The following is a 16558-nucleotide window of genomic DNA, read 5'->3' as shown; positions in this document are numbered from 1 at the left end:
GCACAAAAAGGCCGCTGCGAAAATAAAATCGCAGCGGCCTTTTGCGTCCAATCGACGGTTAGTTGATCTTGCGTTTCGGGTTCAGCAGGTTCATCGGGTCAAGCAGCGCCTTGATTTGGTGCTGGAGCAGGTCAACGTCTTCGCCGAGCTCGGCGTTGTTCCACTGGTTCTTCAGCATCCCCACGGCGTGCTCGCCGGAAATGGTGCCGCCCAGCGCCAGCGTCTTCTTGAACATCAAGGACAGCGCCTGGCTGACCTTGGCCGGGACGCCTTTTTCCTCAAGCGGCCAGACGATGGACGGGTGGACGTTGCCATCGCCGGCGTGGCCTGCGGTGTAAATCTTCAGGCCGAGGTCTTGGCCGACCTGCTTGATGTAGTCCATCATCGGCGCCAGCTGGGACAGCGGCATCGCCATGTCCTCCATGATGTGGTTCTGGCCGGTGAAAATGGCGGGTAGCATGTCGCGGCGGACTTTTTCCAGCTGGGCCTGCTCCTCGGGCTTCTCGGTGACAGTGATGTCGCGGGCTCCGTGCTTGGTCAGCAGGGCGTTCAGCACGTCCATGGCTTGCTTGGTGCCGTTATCAATTTTGAAGATCAGCATCGCCCCGGATTCCTTGCTGTAGTTGGTGCCGTCGTACTGGTCGATGGCCTGAATGGTCGGGTGATCCATCGCCTCCAGCATCGTCGGGTAGACGCCAGAGATGCGGATCTCGGCGACGGCCTCGGCCAACGCCGTCATGTTCTCGAAAAAGGCCATGCCCATGACGGGCGTGCCAAGCGGAATCGGCATCAGCTTGACCGTGATTTCGGTGATGATGCCGAGTGTGCCTTCAGAGCCGACAAACAGCTGCGTCAGATCGTAGCCGAACGCCTGCTTGAGCGTGCGCCCGCCGAGTCTCAACTCACGGCCGTCTGCCAGCACCACTTTGAGGCCGAGCACGTTGTCCTTGGTTGCCCCGTACTTGACGGTGCTCATGCCGCCGGCGTTGGTCGCGACGTTGCCGCCGATGCCGGAAATCGGTTTGGACCCAGGATCTGGCGCGTAGAACATGCCTTGCTTGCGGGCGGCCTGGTCTAAGTCGCCGTTGATGACGCCGGGTTCGACCACGGCCAGCGAGTCGGCCTTGCTAATCTCTTTGATCTGGTTCATGCCGGCGGTGGACAGAATGAAACTGCCGGCGATGCCGTCCGCCCCGATCACGGTACTGGTGAACCGGTTTTGGGTGACGACTGGGACGTGATACTTGCGCGCGGTTTTGAGCACGCCTTGCACGTCGGCAGTGTTGTGCGCCTCGATAAAGGCGAGAGCCAGCCCGGAATCATCATCGGTCAGGTTGGGGGAGAAGGACTGCTTTTTCAAGGTGGCCGGGTCGGTGATCACGCTGCCGGTAGTCACATTGGATTTAAGGTCGGCGAGGATCTCATCGTTAGAAAATGCGGCAAAAACTGTCATGCTAAAGGCTTCCTTTCTTTAAAACGCTCACAAAAATACCGTAACACTATTTTGCAAAAAAGGGTGCCATAAGCCATCGGCGGGGGTTATCTCATGAGTATATTTCTGCAGTGGCAGATCAATCTGACGGGAACGCAGCTAACACTTTCGTCATGTTCAAGTGCAACAGGCAAAAAGTGTTATTGTATGTGCCGTGCAGTCGTTGTGCTGCAACGATACCAAGCAGGCCCGCCGTGGTGGTAGGCCGGAGGAGAATGATATGGCTTTTGCAATGGGTAAGGATCTCGCCGCCGCGCGCGCTGCGAGCGGAAAGTCGAAGGAAGACACTGCGCTGTTGCTGGGGATCACGCCTGATACGTTAAACCAGTGGGAAAATGGGCAAGTCGTCCCGACACTCAGGCAACTCGGCCAATTGAGTCGGGTGCTCGGCGCGGCGCCGCAAGCGCTTGTGGGGATGAAACCAAAAAAGAAGCGTCTGCCCCTGATCGGCCAGCGGAATCAGAGCAAAAGCGTGAGCTGGGGTGCGACCTCTGACGAACTGCGCCGTCAGATTTTGGCCAATCTAGTCAGTCTGAGTGCCAGCTTGACCGCAGAGCAGGCCGCCAGCTTACAGCCGGTTCTGGAACAACATTACCAGCTTTTGATCCAAGGGGTCACGGCGGTCGCCTACGTGGTACAAACCATGTCGCTGGGCGTCAGCAAGGCCATGAGGCAGGCCGGCATCATGTTTTCGCCGGCGCAGGAGGCGGATTACATGGCGATTGTTCGAGCGGATTACATTCGCAAGTGAGCAGCGATGGGTCAGCTGTGCTTACTTTCCGCAAGTGTTGTTTTTCACGTTGGCACTGGTATAATTAAGCCTACTGGAATTGACGACCTTCAAATCGGATAACTCCAGAATCTGATTGAAATGATGGTGATCATTTTGGACAACAGCAACACCCGCGTTGTGGTGGGGATGTCCGGCGGCGTGGATTCGTCCGTGTCGGCGCTTCTCCTTAAGCAGCAAGGGTATGACGTCGTCGGGGTGTTCATGAAGAATTGGGACGATACAGACGAGAACGGGGTCTGTACCGCCACGACCGACTATGCGGACGTGGCTAAGGTCGCCGACGAAATTGGCATTCCTTACTACGGCATCAACTTCGAAAAAGAGTACTGGGACCGCGTGTTCCAGTATTTCCTGGACGAGTATAAGGCCGGCCGCACCCCGAATCCTGACGTGATGTGCAACAAAGAGATCAAGTTCAAGGCGTTTCTCGATTACGCCGAGGAGCTTGATGCGGATTACATTGCCATGGGCCATTACGCCCAACTGACGACCGACGAAAACGGCACCGTGCACATGCTGCGCGGCGCCGACGCTAACAAGGATCAGACGTACTTTCTCAGCCAGCTGTCACAGGCCCAGCTGAAGAAGTCCATGTTCCCCATTGGCGGCATGCAGAAGTCCGAGGTTCGGGCCATCGCTGAAAAGGCTGGTCTGGCCACTGCCCACAAGAAGGACAGCATGGGCATCTGCTTTATCGGTGAGAAGAACTTCAAGGAGTTCCTCAGCACTTATCTGCCGGCTCAGCCTGGCAAGATGATGACCTATGATGGCGAGGAAAAGGGCACGCACGATGGCCTGATGTACTACACCATCGGTCAGCGCCAGGGACTCGGCATTGGCGGCAACTCAGAAAACTCAGAGCCGTGGTTCGTGGTCGGCAAGGACATCGAGAAGAACATTCTCTATGTCGGTCAGGGGTACAACAACCCGCACCTGATGGCGACCAGCCTCGATGCGTCCGGCATGAACTTCTTCACCGGCGTAGCGCCGGCCGCTGACTTCCACTGCACGGCGAAGTTCCGCTACCGTCAGCAGGATGTCGGCGTCACCGTGCACCTCGACGGCGACCACGCCCGCATTGAGTTCGACCACCCGGTTCGGGCAATCACGCCCGGCCAGGCCGTTGTCCTTTATGACGGCGACGAGTGCTTCGGCGGCGGGACCATCAACGTCGCGTACAACGACGCCAAGGTTCTGCAGTACGTTTAGGCATCAGGCACGATTGGACACTCTCACAAATGTGGGAGTGTTTTTTCGTGGCACCAGGCGCTGGTGCGCTATTCAGAACACGTGTTCGTATGGTAAAATAAAAGCAATTGGAGGTGCCGTGATGCAAGCACAAAGCACGTATGAATCCCCGTTCGGTGAGTTGACTCTGCTGGCCGACGACGATCACCTGCTGGGCATCTGGTTCAAGGACCAGGACTACTTTGGCGGGCAGTTTGACCTGAGCCATGTGCCGCGCAAGGTGACACCGGTCCTGATCAAAACTGGTCTGTGGCTGCAGGACTATTTTGGCGGTGATCAGCCTGATCCGCAGACGCTGCCGCTTCAGCTGACTGGGACCACGTTTCGCCAGGCCGTTTCGCAGGCACTGCTGGCGGTTCCTTATGGTGAGGTGACCACGTATGGCGCGCTGGCCGCCCAGGTGGGGGAAACCCTTGGCCGACCGACCTCGCCGCGCGCCATCGGCAACGCTGTGGGGCACAACCCCATCAGCATCGTCGTTCCGTGCCACCGCGTCGTCGGCAAGCACGGTGAACTGGTTGGGTACGCCGGCGGCATCGACCGCAAAATGATGCTGCTGGGGCTTGAAGGCCACACCATCGACGTGGACAAGGCCTGTTTGATGACCCCAAAGGTTTGATGGTTTTAGCCCCCTTGAATTAGGCGCGTTAAATCGCGATAATTAGTAACTATATAAGACCATTAGGGGGAGCAGGATTGACGCGGTTATATTTTGTTCGACACGGGAAGACGGAGTGGAACCTGGAAGGGCGCTACCAAGGGGCCAACGGCGACTCACCGCTACTTAAGGAAAGCTATGAGGAGATCGGCCAGTTAGCCAACTACCTGACCGTGCGTGGGGTCAAATTTGCCCACGCCTACATCAGTCCGCTGCCGCGCGCGCAAAAAACGGCGCAGTATCTGATCAAGCAACTCGGTCAAGACATTCCGACTACGACCACGGTGGGGATGCGCGAGTTCAACCTCGGCCGCATGGAAGGCATGCGCTTTTCTGATGTGGAGAAAAAATATCCCACGGAGCTTCACGCGTTTCGCTACGCCCCCGGCGACTACGACCCGACCAAAATTCAAGGCGAGTCGTTTCCAGAATTGATCCAGCGAATGCAGCCGGTGGTGCTCGCCGCCGTCAAACAAGCGCAGCCGGATGATAACTTGCTGTTTGTCAGCCACGGGGCGGCGCTGGTGGCGCTGATTCAAAGCTTGCTTGGCACCCCCATCAAGGACATGCGCAAAGATGGCGGGCTGACCAACAGCAGCGTGACGATTCTCGACGCGCACGGGCCTCAGCTGCCATTCAAGCTGGTGCGCTGGAACGACACGGACTACATCACGAAGAAACTTGATCCAACCGACACGATTTAGGAGGCACCAGCATGGCGTCATTGACCGCACAATTTAATCAAGGGGACCACGATGCAGCGATTCAGGCCGCAGTCAAACGCATTGACGAAAAGCCGACGGACCCGAAGCGCTACGCCGTGCTGGCGACCATGCTGATCGGCATTCACGCCTACGATGAGGCCAGCCAACTGATCGTCAAGGCGCTGGGGCTTTTCCCCAATGATGCCGAGCTGACCTACGACGCCGGCCTCTTAGCGTTCAGCCAGGGGAACTCGACGCTGGCCATCAAGTACTTCGGTCAGCTGGCCACCGCGAAGAAGGGCAGCCTCAAGCAGGACGCGCAGTACATGCTGGCGCTCAGCTATCAGCAGGCCGGCCAGGTGCAAAAGGCACTGGCGTTTGCGCTGACGGCGCATGACGCGGCACCGGAAAAGGTGGACGCGGCGCTGCTTTCGGCGGAGCTGCTGCTGGGGCTTGGCGCCTTTGCGGACGCCGCCAAGCTGCTGGCGCCATTTTTGCAGATCAAGAATGCACGGGTGCTGTTCACTTACGGCATGGCACTGACCGGCCAAGACGAAGACGGCAGCCAGTACCTGGACCAGGCGAAAAAGCTCGATCCTAAGGGCTATGATCAGCAGGCCGGTCAGGTCCGGGACATTGCCGGATTCCTGAAGGCGCAGGGTAAAGCCGATGAATGAAGATGCACAGCAAAGCGTCAGCGGCCGGGTCAAAAGCATTATTTTCCAAAGCCCGACCACGTTTTTCAAAATCGTCGCGGTGACGATCACCAAAACAAATATTCAATGGCCCGATGACGAGATCACCGTCACCGGGAATTTTGGTGACATCAAGGAAGACGAGACTTATACGTTTGTCGGCAAAGTAGTCAACCATCCGCGCTACGGGCTGCAGTTTGCGGCCGACAACTATCAAGTCGACAAGCCGACCTCTAAGCAGGGGCTGATCAACTACCTGGCCTCAGACCGCTTTCCTGGCATCGGCAGCATCACCGCCAAGAAAATTGTCGATGCTTTGGGCACCGGCGCCATCGACAAGATCCTCAAGGACGAAAATGTCCTCAAGCCCCTTGGCCTGAACGCCGAAAAACGGGCCACTTTGGTCGACAACCTCCAGCTGAATCTTGGCATGGAGCAGGTTATCATCGGCCTAAACGACTTTGGCTTCACGTCCAACATGGCGGCCAAAATCTACCAAAAATACAAAACCGATGCGCTGGACGTCATCAAGGACAACCCCTACCAGCTGATTGCCGACATCGACGGCATCGGCTTTAAGCGCGCCGATGCCATCGCGGCCAACCTGCACATCGAGCCGGATTCCCAGATTCGGCTGGGCGGGGCGGTGCTAGCCGAACTCCAGCGCTTGACCGACGGCGAAGGCGACACGTACGTCGCGCTGCCGGTGCTCGTCAACTCGGCCCTTGGCGTGCTGGAGAGTGCCCGCAACGTGCAGATCGATGCCAACCAGGTGGGCAAGGCCATTTTGGCCCTGACGGAAAAAGGCGAGCTGTACGCCGACGGTCAGCGCATTTTCCCTAAACGGCTGTACGACGCGGAAGGAGAAATCGCCACGCGGCTGGCCACCTTGAAGGAGCCGGTCAAAGATCCGCCCAGCGACAAAGCGGCGGCGAAGGTCATTAAAACCGTCGAAAAAGAAGCGGGGATCCACTACGACGAGACGCAAACCGCCGCCATTAAGCAGGCGCTGCAAAACGAGATTTTCCTGCTCACTGGGGGACCAGGCACCGGGAAAACTACCGTGGTCAACGGCATCGTGCGCGCGTATGCCGAGCTGAACGGGCTCAGTCTGGACATCAACACGTACAAAGATGAGCCGTTTCCGCTGATGCTGGCGGCGCCAACGGGCCGGGCCGCCAAGCGCATCATGGAAACTACCGGCTTGCCGGCATCGACGATTCACCGACTGCTGGGACTGGCCATCGACGCGCAGGAGTACGAGCCCAAGGACCTGCCGGACGGGCTGCTGGTCGTCGACGAAATGTCGATGGTCGACACCTACCTGTTCCGCACGCTGCTGGCGGCGCTGCACCCGGGCATCAAAGTGATCCTGGTCGGCGATAAAGACCAGCTGCCATCGGTGGGCCCGGGCCAGGTGTTTGCGGACTTGCTTCGCAGCCGGACATTACCGGCTATGGAGCTGCGCCACATTCACCGCCAGGACGAAGACTCGTCGATCATTCCGCTGGCGCATGCGATCAATGCTGGCAGCCTGCCGGCCGACTGGCAGCAAAGCAAAAAGGACCGCTCGTTCATTTTATGCCCACCGGAACAGCTGGCGCGCGTGGTCGGTCAGGTCGTGCACAAGGCGGCCACGCAGTTCGACAAGGCGGACGTGCAGGTGCTTGCCCCAATGTACCGCGGCCCGGCCGGCATCGATCAGCTCAACCCGCTGATCCAGGACATCCTGAATCCGAAAAAGTCCAACCGCACCAAGGAAGTCGAGTTTGGTCCGGTGAAGTACCGCATCGGCGATAAGGTCCTGCAGCTGGTCAACAATCCAGACGCGAATGTGTTCAACGGTGAGCTCGGCATCATCACCGGCATCACCGCGGCCAAGGAAGCCGAAAGCAAAACTGACGAGCTGACGATCGATTTTGACGGCAACGAGCTGCAGTACCAGCGCAGCGACTGGTCCAAGATCACGCTGGCTTATGCGACCTCGATCCACAAGGCGCAAGGCTCAGAGTTTCCGGTGGTGATCCTGCCGCTGACGCTGAACGCGCGGCGCATGCTGCGGCGGAACCTGCTGTACACGGCGGTGACGCGGGCTCGGGACTTCCTGATCCTGATGGGGGACCCGCGCGCCTTTGAAACGGCCGTTGAAGCCGTCGCTGACAACCGCAAAACCGCGCTGGTCGACCGACTAGCCAAGGTGATGAAGCAGGATCAGCCCGACATTTTTGCGGCAAGCACGCCGGCCGCGACCGCGGCGCGACCACATGCTTCCAAGGCGGTTGACAGTGCGCCGGTGGCTTCGGATAATGAAAATAGTGAAGCAGTTGATCCAAATAAAGAATACCGCCTGACCAAAGCTTTGATTCAAGCTCAGACCATCGACCCGCGTATCGGGTTAAATGGCCTGACGCCGGCGAAGCTGTTGGCAGCGCAGGAGGCTGAGTAAGCCACTAAGGAGTTTTTATGGCAGACGACATCCGCGACGAGCTTGAGATCAGGCCGGTCACCCCGGCTAACCTCGAGCAGTTCAACGATTTATTAGCCTACGTGTTTCAAGTGACAGCCAAAGAGGTCGAGGAATCCGGCTACGAGGACGGCGAGCTCGAGCGGGCCAAGCGCCCAGTGCTCGAAAAGTCCGACGTCATCGGCTGGTGGCAGGGCGATCAGCTGATCTCGCAGCTCGCGATTTACCCCTGCCGCGTCAACATTCACGGCCAGCTGTACGATATGGCCGGACTGACCGGCGTGGGGACGTACCCCGAATACGCGGGCCACGGGCTCATGCACGACCTGGTCAAAATCGGCCTGTCCCACATGCGGGACCATCACCAGTGGATCTCGTACCTGTACCCGTACAGCATTCCGTTTTACCGGAAAAAGGGCTGGGAGATCATGTCCGACCACCTGACGTTTGACGTCAAGGACACGCAGCTGCCCAAGGTCGACAACTCGCTGCCCGGCCACGTCGAGCGCCTGGAAATCGACGACCCGGACGTGATCGAGATTTACAACCGGTTCGCCTTGCACAATCACGGCGCGATGATCCGCAACCAGCTCAACTGGGACGAATACTGGCGCTGGGAGGACGAGGACGAGCGCATCGCTGGCGTTTATTACGACGACAATGACATTCCGCAAGGGTACGTTCTGTACTGGATCGCCGATGAGGTGTTCCACATCAAGGAAATGGTTTATAACACCCAGGAGGCCCGCATCGGGCTGTGGAACTTCGTCGCGGCGCATTTTTCCATGGTGGAACACGTCAAAGGTGACATCTACAAAAACGAGCCGCTGCACTTCCTGCTGGACGATGGTGACATCACCCAGACCATCCACCCGTACTTCATGGCGCGCATCGTGGACGTGGCCCAGTTCCTCAAGTCCTACCCGTTTGAAGAGGCGGACAAGCCGCTGCATTTTGTCGTGTCAGACCCCTTGGCCGACTGGAACAACGGCGTCTTCGGCCTCTGGTGGGACGAAGCCGGCCATCTGCAGGTCACCGATCGGCCGGTGGGCGACCCGGTCAAGCTGGACATTCAGACGCTGACGACCATGCTGATGAGTTACCGCCGCCCGTCGTACTTGGCCAAAATTGAGCGCATCGAAGCTAGTAAGGCGGCCATTAAGCAGCTGGAGCGCATCATTCCCAACGACGAGCCGTACTTCTCAGATTACTTCTGACCGTCTCAACGAGGCGATGAGAAAAATGCCATTGCCTTTTTTATTCAGGCAATGGCATTTTTGTTGGCATTGAACGGGTGCTAAGGCTAGTCAACACGCTTGATCTGACCGGCGGCGATCGGCAGCGTCACGTGCTGATCGAAATCGCCGACCATGCCGGCGACGGTCGCAGGCAGAACGAGGCTTTGCGGCACCCCGTGAATGTAAACGACGCGCTTGTCCAGCTGCAGGTCGCGGCTGCCGAACGCCTGCTCAAAGTGGTCTTGCAGGTCCGCCAGCGGCACAACTTTGGTGTAGGCAAAATGGCCGGTGGCATCAGCGACCGGGTAGCGGTCGTGGGGGATGTCCATGTTTTCCGGCGCGTCATCGAACGGGACCATGGTGGTGCCGGAGACACTGCCGGTTTCCATCAGGTCGATAAAACCGTCGCCGTTTGCGTCCTGCGCCGGGCCGGCGACCAGGGCTTGCTTGCCGTCCGGGAAGCCGTGAAAATGTTCCCAGTGTTCGGTGTTGGCCGGCGTGTCGAACATCTCGATGGTGATGGTCAACGTTTCGTCAGTCAGGGTGAAGTCCGCGGTGCCGTGCGCGGCAGTCCCGATTTTGTCAGCGTTGAGGGCCACGATTTCTGCGTGATAATTTGCCATGATGAATTGCTCCTTTGATTTTGATACCGTTAGTGTACAATGTATCTGAACACTTGTAATTGACATATATCAATTGCGCTAAAAAGGGGGGCAACATGATGCATGATCCAGTGGCGTGTGTGCGCGGGGCTGAGATTTTTAACGGACTGGACGATGACGTGGTGAAGGCGCTGGCGACCATTTCGACGCACCAGCGGCCAGTCGGCAAAGGGACAGCGCTATACGAACCGGGGACGCCGGTGGCGGCGCTGCTGGTGGTCGACCGTGGCCGCGTGAAAGTGATGCGGGCCACGCCTGACGGGCAAGAGAAGGTGCTCTACTTCCTTGGCCCGCATAGTGTGGACAGTGAGGCGGCGTTGTTTGCGGAGCAGAGCCATCAAAATGAGGCGGTGGCAGTTGAAGATTCCCTCGTTTGCACGATCAGGCGGCAGGATTTTCAAACACTGCTCGAGCAGTCGCCCAAGTTGGCAGTGCGCCTGCTGAATGCGTTTGGCACGCGGCTGACGGCGCTGGAAACGCGCAGCGCCCGTTACGGTACCCTGACCGCTCAGGCCCGCCTGCAGCAGTACCTGGAAGATCTCAGCGCGCAGCAGGGGACGCGGCATCTGCAACTGCCTATGAGCAAACGTGACCTCGCTTCCTGGCTGAGCGTGACGCCGGAAACGCTCAGCCGCCAATTCACCAAGCTGATGGCAGAAGGCGTGCTCACCACCAGCGGGCAGAAAGTGACGCTGCACTAAAAAATCTCTTTGCCACGATGGGCGAAGAGATTATTTTTTTTCTGATAGGTTGAACCAGAAGTTTTGCTTGGCCACGGTGAATTCCAGCTCGAAGGGGCGGGTGCCCATTTCCTCGCCATCCATCTGGCCGGCCTCAAGCTCGGTGGTTTCGAGGCGCAGGTGATTGCCCTTAAAATGGTGGATGCGGTCGTACTTGGCTTCCTTGCCCCGAATCAGCTGAATCAGGTAGAACAAGAACACCACCCAGTTGGGATGCTCGACCAGGACCAAGTCAAGCTCACCGTCTGTTGGCACGGCGCCAGGCATGAAGCGAATGCCGCCGCCGAAATAGGGATGGTTGGTGGCGTCGACCAGGAAGGCGTCTTGAATGATTTCCATGCGGCCTTGCTGGTCATAGACGATCACCGGAAACGGTTTTTGCGCGAAAAACACAATGACACCGGTGATGAAGTAGGAGAGCTTGCCCAGGTGGAACCGGTTGAGAAAAGTCTTGATCTGGCTGTGCGAGGTCCGAGCGATGACGTTGCCGTCGTAGCCGACGCCGATATTGTTGACGAAATAGCCGCTTTCCTGATGGGTCTGCTCAGTATATTGACCAATGTCCAGGACAAGGGGCGTTTCGGTGCTTAGGACGCATTCGAGCGCCTTCATGGGATCGTCCGGCAGCCCAATACCGCGGGCAAAATCGTTGCCGGAGCCGGCGGGGATGTAGCCAACTGCAAGGTCGGCCTGCCGCGTCATTTTCAATCCGGTAATGGTCTGGTTGAGCGTGCCGTCGCCGCCGATGACTAAGACGACCGCGCCGGGATGGTCGTTGAAGCTGCCGATTTGTTTGGCCAGCTGGACCGTGTGACCGGAGTACCGGCTGACGCGCACCTCATAGTCGATCTGCCGGTCGTTCATGACCTTGCGGACTGCTTTTAGCGTGTCCACAGCGTTGCCAGAGCCGGCTGCCGGATTGAAAATGATGTAGTAAAATGCCGCCGCCATGCGTTCGCCTCCTCCAAAAATCACTAGTACCGATTATACCGGCCAGCAATGAATAACACAATAAAATCGGTGGTACGCGATGAATATTTATGCGTTTAAATCAAGCTTGCGACTGCCCGCGCCGACTGATCAGACAAAAAAATGATCCTCAGCGAAGCGCCGAGAATCATTTTCGATTTTATAAAGTGATCAGCATTGGCAGGATCACTGGATGACGCTCGGTCTTATCAAACAGGAATTCCTGCAGGTTCGACGTGATCGCATCCTTGAGCATGCCTTCGGTGACCTTCTCGTTTTCCTTGAAGGTGTTCTTAATCGTGCGGTAGACGCGGTGCTGCGCTTGATTGATCAGCTCGCCGGATTCACGCATGTAGATGAACCCGCGGGAAAGCAGGTCCGGGCCAGCAAACACGGCCTGTTTTTGCATGTTGATCGTGGCCACGACCACGACTAAGCCTTCTTCGGAAAGCATGCGGCGATCGCGGATGACCGCGTTGCCGATGTCGCCGACGCCATTGCCGTCAACGTAAACGTCGCCGGCCGGGAAGTGCCCGGCGCGATGGCAGGTGTCCGCCGTCAGCGCCAGCACGTCGCCGTTGTCCATGATGAAGCAGTTTTCTGCAGGGACGTGGCATTCCTGCGCCAACTCGGTGTGGATCTTGAGCATCCGGTATTCACCATGGATCGGCATGAAGTACTTCGGCTTCATCAGCCGCAGCATCAGCTTTTGTTCCTCCTGGCCACCGTGACCAGAGGTGTGGACGTTGTTGACCTTGCCGTGAATGACGGTCGCGCCGGCTTCTTCGAGCTCGTTGATCACGTGGTTCACGGAAACCGTGTTGCCAGGGATCGGGTTAGAGGAGAAGACGACGGTGTCGCCAGGCTGGATCGTGATCTGCCGGTGGGTGCCGTTGGCGATCCGGGACAGGGCGGCCATCGGTTCGCCTTGCGAGCCGGTGCAGAGAATCATGACCTTTTCGGCGGGCATCTTGTTGAGTTCGTGCGGATCAATCAGCTCGTCGTCGGTGACGTCAAGGTAGCCCAGTTCGCGGCCATTGACCAGCGCCGTTTCCATCGACCGGCCGAAGACGGCGATTTTGCGGCCGTGCTCACGCGCCGCCTGAATGGCTTGCTCCATCCGCGAGATGTTCGACGCGAAGGTGGCGAAAATAATGCGGCCTTCGATGTCATCGAAAATGTGGCGGATTGAGCGGCCGACGAACCGCTCGGACTTGGTGAAGTTCGGGATCTCGGCGTTGGTCGAGTCACTCATTAAAAGCAGCACGCCTTCTTCGCCAAGTTTGGCCATGCGCTGCAGGTTCGGCGCAGGCTGGTCGCCAACTGGGGTCAAGTCAAACTTGTAGTCCCCGGTTTCAACGATTGCCCCATACGGCGTGTGAACCGCGACGCCCAAGGTATCGGGGATACTGTGGGTGGTTCGGAAGAAGTCAACCCAAAGATTCTTGAACTTCAGCACGTCTTCTTCCTTGATTTCGTGCAGCTCGGTCGAGCGCAGCAGGCCGTGTTCTTCAAGCTTGCCGCGGATCAAGGCCGCTGCCAGCGGTGGGGCGTAAACCGGCACATTCGGCACTTCGCGCAGGAAGTAGGGAATGCCGCCGATGTGATCTTCGTGCCCGTGGGTGATGACCAGGGCATCGATCATGTCCTTGTGCTCAACCAGGTACGAGTAGTCAGAAATCACGTAGTCAATGCCCAGCAGGTCGTCTTCAGGGAACTTGATACCGTTGTCGATCACGACGATCTCATCCTTGTATTGGACGCCGTACATGTTTTTGCCGATCTCACCGAGACCGCCAATGGCAAAGACTGCGACTTCATCTTTCTTTATGTTTAGATCCATGATTAGAACTCCGTCAGCTTGTAGTTCGGCGACTTCTGTTCGTATTCCAAAAAGTTGCCGGTGAGCTCCTGCACAAGCTCAATGTTGTAGTCCGTGTGCTGTTCGACAGCAGCACGCGCAGCGGCCGCAGATTCGGCCTCCATGTAAAGGGTCTGGGTGGTTTCCCGCCGCGGATTGCGGATCTTGTCCGGTTGGTACAATACTTTATAAATCATAAATAAAACTCCTTTGCACGCGAAAATGGCCTCAGGCTGAGGATCTTCGCAAATTTTGCCGGTCAAATGTTGAAAACTCAACAGTTATAGATAGTTTAGCATATAAGGGGCGCTTGCGCCACCAGCTGCCAGCGGCGCCGCGGGCTTTAAAGCGGTATAATGAACGCAAAGGAGGCGAGACCATGTACTGGTTGCTTGCAATTCTTGCGGTCGGCGTGGTCTTAGCCGGCGTCATTTGGCTCCGCATCGCCAGGCGGCGGCGCGCGCTGCGCCTGTTCGTGCGGCACAGCCAGCAGCTGACCGACCAGGTGGTGGCGGAGGTGTTGACGGTGCTGCACTGGCCGTTTGATAACCCGCTGCACTCGGATGCGGTCGCCGATGTGTGGGGTCACGGCATTATGGGCTTTGAATACGAGACCGACACCCCGAAAATCAAGATCACGCGCGACCGACTGCAGAATCAGCTGCGGGACACGGCGGAGGATCAGCACATCGCCAGCTCTGATCCGCGCTATCCCGCGTTTGTGATCACTGATTTTTGGGAGCGGGACGGCAAGACGCACTTCGATGTCGCCTTTGTCACGAATGCCCCGACAATCGCGTACCTGCAGGACATTCAGCGGGTGTAAAAAAAGGCGTCTCTGATGGGCGCGGCAAGTCAGGCTTGCCGCCGCATCAGAGACGCTTTTTGGTTTAGTCGATCAAAACGCCTTCAGGGTCCATCTTGAACGGCGTCTTCTTATTAATGTGATCGTAGAACAAAATTCCGTTGAGGTGGTCGATTTCGTGCTGGCAGACGATCGCCGGGTAGTTCTTCAGGCGCACCTTCTTGGTTTCGCCATCCAGGTTCTGATAACGGATGGTGACGCGGTCGTGGCGCACCACGTAGCCTTCGATGTCTTTGTCGACGGACAGGCAGCCTTCACCTTCGGAAAGGGCGGCGTCTTGCACGGAGTTCGAGATAATTACCGGGTTGACCAACACTTCCTTGAATAAAATCTCGTTGTCCGGCCCGGGGACCAGCACGGCGGCCATGCATTCGGACACGCCGACCTGCGGGGCAGCCAGGCCAACGCCGGGCCGCAGTTGATACTTCTTGTTTTCTTCTTCGTCTTGGCTGATGACCAGGTATTCCATCAGGTCATGGGCCAGCTGCTTATCCTCATCGGACAGCGGAAACTTGACCTTCTTCGCCCGCGCGCGCAGGACGGGATCGCCGTCTCGGGTAATGTCTTTCATTAGATACAAGCGTAACGCCTCCACTTCAAATCGATTCCTTTTTACTTTAGCACAACTGGCAGGCAAGCAAAACGCGCAAATGAGGGCGGGCAGGGGTGTTTGGCGATTTATGTTGGTGTCGCGCTCAAAATGAGAAAATGCTCATCAAGGCTGATGTACCAGGGTCTGGCGGTTGACAGGCAAGGCAAAAGTAAGTAGAATTAGGCTTGTAATCAAATATGGTGCTTTCCGTTAGGTGAGGCTCCTATACGAACAATGCTGCTGCTCAGAAACATCCAGAGATGCCAATGAGTCAACTGCGCCTGTCTACAAAGGCCCGCGCTAATGCAGCTGAGAACTTTTCTAGGCGTATAGTGCTAAAACTAAACGATTGGGATGCAAATCGCGCATACTCAATCGGTGTGCGCTTTTTTCTATTCTAGATGAGAAAAAAACGCGGGTGGAAACCGCGAGCACAACGGCAAGTCAACTGAAAGGTGGTGAGCGCAATGAAACAAACAGCGATTGACGGTGGCGGTAGTCCGGACAGTGCGGATCCCGGAAGGTTTGTCATTGTGCCACCACTTAGTTCGATATCTAAGTAAATAGGCGCATCGCAAGCCCTCTCTGGGAAGAGAGGAGAACACGATGTTTATGCAAGAATATTCTGGCCTGAGCACGACTCAGGTCAACAAGATGCAGTTCAACTTGCGCACTGTTGCGACGCCACTTCGGTCCGCGTTCCCACTGCGCCCAGTTGCCATGCTCAGCGCTGGTTTGGGGTTGCTCAGCGACGTGTTGTTTGACCGGGTTTGGCTCGGTTTGGCGCTCACGGCGCTGATGGTGATTGGCGGCTACGCGGTCCACGCGGCATTTTGCCGGTGGCTGACCAACTTCAATGGCAACCGCCAGGTCCTGGTGGTGCGCGACGGGTTGGTTCGCGGCACGACGCTTGCCGGTCTGGTTGCCGGAGACATCGTCAAGATCCCAGCCGGCACGCTGCTGGCGACGGATGTGGCGACCACTGCTTCTGCTACGCCAAGCCGCTGGTTGCAGGTAATCCTGACGCTCACGGGCAAGACGATGCCGCAAGGGGTTGCCTTGGCGGGCAGCCGCGTCAACGAAGACGTTCAGGCGCGGGTGCTGGCCGTGGGCGATCAGCGGTACATCGCGAAGATGGCAAACGACATGTTCGCCGTTAAAAGCGCGCTGCCAGTTGCCGCCATTTTCCAAGCGCTGCTGACTGGCATCAAGTGCACCATCATCCGGTTAGGCCGCGTGATCAGCGCAAGCAAGTTGATTCAGCAAGTTGAAATTAAAGTCAAGCAGGTTCACGACGACTTGGCCTTGATCCCGCAGGTTGCGGGTCGGGCTTCCCTGGTTAAAAGTGACGTGACTGCGGTCAAAGCGACCGCGTTCCGGTACAACCAGGACCCAGTCACGTCGCCCCGACCCTCAGTTTAATTGAAAATGAAATGCATACCGCCCATCATTCGATGGGCGGTATTTTTGGTGGTGCGCCCGGCATGGGCGCCAACTTGGTGGTGAAAGTCCACTGCGGGCCGTAGTAGTCGGAACCGCTAGCCAAGGGCAAGGGTGTCCATCGCGAGGTGGAATCT

Annotated in this window: 16 protein-coding genes and 1 riboswitch; of the genes, 10 read left to right on the top strand and 6 right to left on the bottom strand. The window is 57.5% G+C overall.

Annotation, left to right across the window (positions count from 1 at the left end):
* Positions 1-58: 58 nt before the first annotated feature.
* Positions 59-1453: an FAD-binding oxidoreductase gene (locus EKM86_RS04500; RefSeq protein WP_125755471.1), complete on the bottom strand. Its 1395-nt coding sequence runs from the start codon at positions 1451-1453 to the stop codon at positions 59-61.
* A gap of 259 nt (positions 1454-1712) precedes the next feature.
* Here EKM86_RS04500 and EKM86_RS04495 point away from each other — a divergent pair, with 259 nt between their 5' ends.
* From EKM86_RS04495 to EKM86_RS04465, 7 genes are all read left to right on the top strand, one after another.
* Positions 1713-2243, top strand: a complete 531-nt coding sequence (locus EKM86_RS04495; RefSeq protein ID WP_125755469.1) for a helix-turn-helix domain-containing protein — start codon at positions 1713-1715, stop codon at positions 2241-2243.
* A 132-nt stretch (positions 2244-2375) separates the two neighbouring features.
* Complete coding sequence (mnmA, locus tag EKM86_RS04490; RefSeq protein WP_318530641.1) at positions 2376-3494, top strand: tRNA 2-thiouridine(34) synthase MnmA; 1119 nt, start codon at positions 2376-2378, stop codon at positions 3492-3494.
* A gap of 121 nt (positions 3495-3615) precedes the next feature.
* Positions 3616-4152 (top strand): methylated-DNA--[protein]-cysteine S-methyltransferase, encoded by a 537-nt coding sequence (locus EKM86_RS04485; protein WP_125755465.1) that lies wholly within the window; start codon positions 3616-3618, stop codon positions 4150-4152.
* Positions 4153-4229: 77 nt separating this feature from the next.
* Entirely contained in the window at positions 4230-4895 is a 666-nt protein-coding gene (locus EKM86_RS04480) for a histidine phosphatase family protein (protein ID WP_125755463.1), read from the top strand.
* A gap of 11 nt (positions 4896-4906) precedes the next feature.
* The gene (locus EKM86_RS04475; RefSeq protein ID WP_125755461.1) at positions 4907-5572 is read left to right on the top strand and encodes a tetratricopeptide repeat protein; all 666 of its coding nucleotides are present in this window, start codon (positions 4907-4909) and stop codon (positions 5570-5572) included.
* Complete coding sequence (gene recD2, locus EKM86_RS04470; RefSeq protein WP_125755459.1) at positions 5565-8036, top strand: SF1B family DNA helicase RecD2; 2472 nt, start codon at positions 5565-5567, stop codon at positions 8034-8036. Before EKM86_RS04475 ends, recD2 begins: the two co-directional genes overlap by 8 nt.
* A gap of 17 nt (positions 8037-8053) precedes the next feature.
* The gene (locus EKM86_RS04465) at positions 8054-9271 is read left to right on the top strand and encodes a GNAT family N-acetyltransferase (protein WP_125755457.1); all 1218 of its coding nucleotides are present in this window, start codon (positions 8054-8056) and stop codon (positions 9269-9271) included.
* An 86-nt stretch (positions 9272-9357) separates the two neighbouring features.
* On the opposite strand, the gene EKM86_RS04460 is transcribed toward EKM86_RS04465, so the two are convergent.
* Complete coding sequence (locus tag EKM86_RS04460) at positions 9358-9915, bottom strand: hypothetical protein (RefSeq protein ID WP_379909760.1); 558 nt, start codon at positions 9913-9915, stop codon at positions 9358-9360.
* Positions 9916-10010: 95 nt separating this feature from the next.
* On the opposite strand from EKM86_RS04460, the gene EKM86_RS04455 reads away from it, so the two are divergent.
* On the top strand, positions 10011-10655 hold the full coding sequence (locus EKM86_RS04455; RefSeq protein ID WP_125755455.1) for a Crp/Fnr family transcriptional regulator: 645 nt from the start codon (positions 10011-10013) through the stop codon (positions 10653-10655).
* Between the two features lie 30 nt (positions 10656-10685).
* Here the strand turns inward: EKM86_RS04455 and EKM86_RS04450 are convergent, their stop codons facing one another.
* The 3 genes from EKM86_RS04450 to EKM86_RS04440 form a co-directional block, all read right to left on the bottom strand.
* The gene (locus EKM86_RS04450) at positions 10686-11645 is read right to left on the bottom strand and encodes a diacylglycerol/lipid kinase family protein (protein WP_125755453.1); all 960 of its coding nucleotides are present in this window, start codon (positions 11643-11645) and stop codon (positions 10686-10688) included.
* Positions 11646-11823: 178 nt separating this feature from the next.
* On the bottom strand, positions 11824-13506 hold the full coding sequence (rnjA, locus tag EKM86_RS04445) for a ribonuclease J1 (RefSeq protein ID WP_125755451.1): 1683 nt from the start codon (positions 13504-13506) through the stop codon (positions 11824-11826).
* Positions 13507-13508: 2 nt separating this feature from the next.
* Positions 13509-13721 (bottom strand): RNA polymerase epsilon subunit, encoded by a 213-nt coding sequence (locus EKM86_RS04440; protein ID WP_125755449.1) that lies wholly within the window; start codon positions 13719-13721, stop codon positions 13509-13511.
* Positions 13722-13903: 182 nt separating this feature from the next.
* Between EKM86_RS04440 and EKM86_RS04435 the strand changes: the two genes are divergently transcribed.
* Positions 13904-14350: a hypothetical protein gene (locus tag EKM86_RS04435; protein ID WP_125755448.1), complete on the top strand. Its 447-nt coding sequence runs from the start codon at positions 13904-13906 to the stop codon at positions 14348-14350.
* 64 nt (positions 14351-14414) lie between these two features.
* On the opposite strand, the gene def is transcribed toward EKM86_RS04435, so the two are convergent.
* Positions 14415-14969: a peptide deformylase gene (gene def / locus EKM86_RS04430; protein WP_125755446.1), complete on the bottom strand. Its 555-nt coding sequence runs from the start codon at positions 14967-14969 to the stop codon at positions 14415-14417.
* A 211-nt stretch (positions 14970-15180) separates the two neighbouring features.
* Positions 15181-15342, top strand: a riboswitch (M-box (ykoK) riboswitch).
* 245 nt (positions 15343-15587) lie between these two features.
* Between def and EKM86_RS04425 the strand changes: the two genes are divergently transcribed.
* A complete protein-coding gene (locus EKM86_RS04425; protein WP_125755444.1) occupies positions 15588-16403 on the top strand; it encodes a hypothetical protein in 816 nt (271 codons plus the stop codon).
* Positions 16404-16558: the final 155 nt, after the last annotated feature.

Origin of the sequence: Lacticaseibacillus hegangensis (genome assembly GCF_003946465.1) — a bacterium.
Lineage (GTDB): Bacteria > Bacillota > Bacilli > Lactobacillales > Lactobacillaceae > Lacticaseibacillus > Lacticaseibacillus hegangensis.
This window is presented reverse-complemented; position numbering and strand designations above follow the sequence as displayed.

Coding starts and splice junctions, on each gene's coding strand:
- EKM86_RS04500 (WP_125755471.1), bottom strand. CDS start 1,453: ATGACAGTTTTTGCCGCATTTTCTAACGATGAGATCCTCGCCGACCTT.
- EKM86_RS04495 (WP_125755469.1), top strand. CDS start 1,713: ATGGCTTTTGCAATGGGTAAGGATCTCGCCGCCGCGCGCGCTGCGAGC.
- EKM86_RS04485 (WP_125755465.1), top strand. CDS start 3,616: ATGCAAGCACAAAGCACGTATGAATCCCCGTTCGGTGAGTTGACTCTG.
- EKM86_RS04475 (WP_125755461.1), top strand. CDS start 4,907: ATGGCGTCATTGACCGCACAATTTAATCAAGGGGACCACGATGCAGCG.
- recD2 (WP_125755459.1), top strand. CDS start 5,565: ATGAATGAAGATGCACAGCAAAGCGTCAGCGGCCGGGTCAAAAGCATT.
- EKM86_RS04465 (WP_125755457.1), top strand. CDS start 8,054: ATGGCAGACGACATCCGCGACGAGCTTGAGATCAGGCCGGTCACCCCG.
- EKM86_RS04460 (WP_379909760.1), bottom strand. CDS start 9,915: ATGGCAAATTATCACGCAGAAATCGTGGCCCTCAACGCTGACAAAATC.
- EKM86_RS04455 (WP_125755455.1), top strand. CDS start 10,011: ATGATGCATGATCCAGTGGCGTGTGTGCGCGGGGCTGAGATTTTTAAC.
- EKM86_RS04450 (WP_125755453.1), bottom strand. CDS start 11,645: ATGGCGGCGGCATTTTACTACATCATTTTCAATCCGGCAGCCGGCTCT.
- rnjA (WP_125755451.1), bottom strand. CDS start 13,506: ATGGATCTAAACATAAAGAAAGATGAAGTCGCAGTCTTTGCCATTGGC.
- EKM86_RS04440 (WP_125755449.1), bottom strand. CDS start 13,721: ATGATTTATAAAGTATTGTACCAACCGGACAAGATCCGCAATCCGCGG.
- EKM86_RS04435 (WP_125755448.1), top strand. CDS start 13,904: ATGTACTGGTTGCTTGCAATTCTTGCGGTCGGCGTGGTCTTAGCCGGC.
- EKM86_RS04425 (WP_125755444.1), top strand. CDS start 15,588: ATGTTTATGCAAGAATATTCTGGCCTGAGCACGACTCAGGTCAACAAG.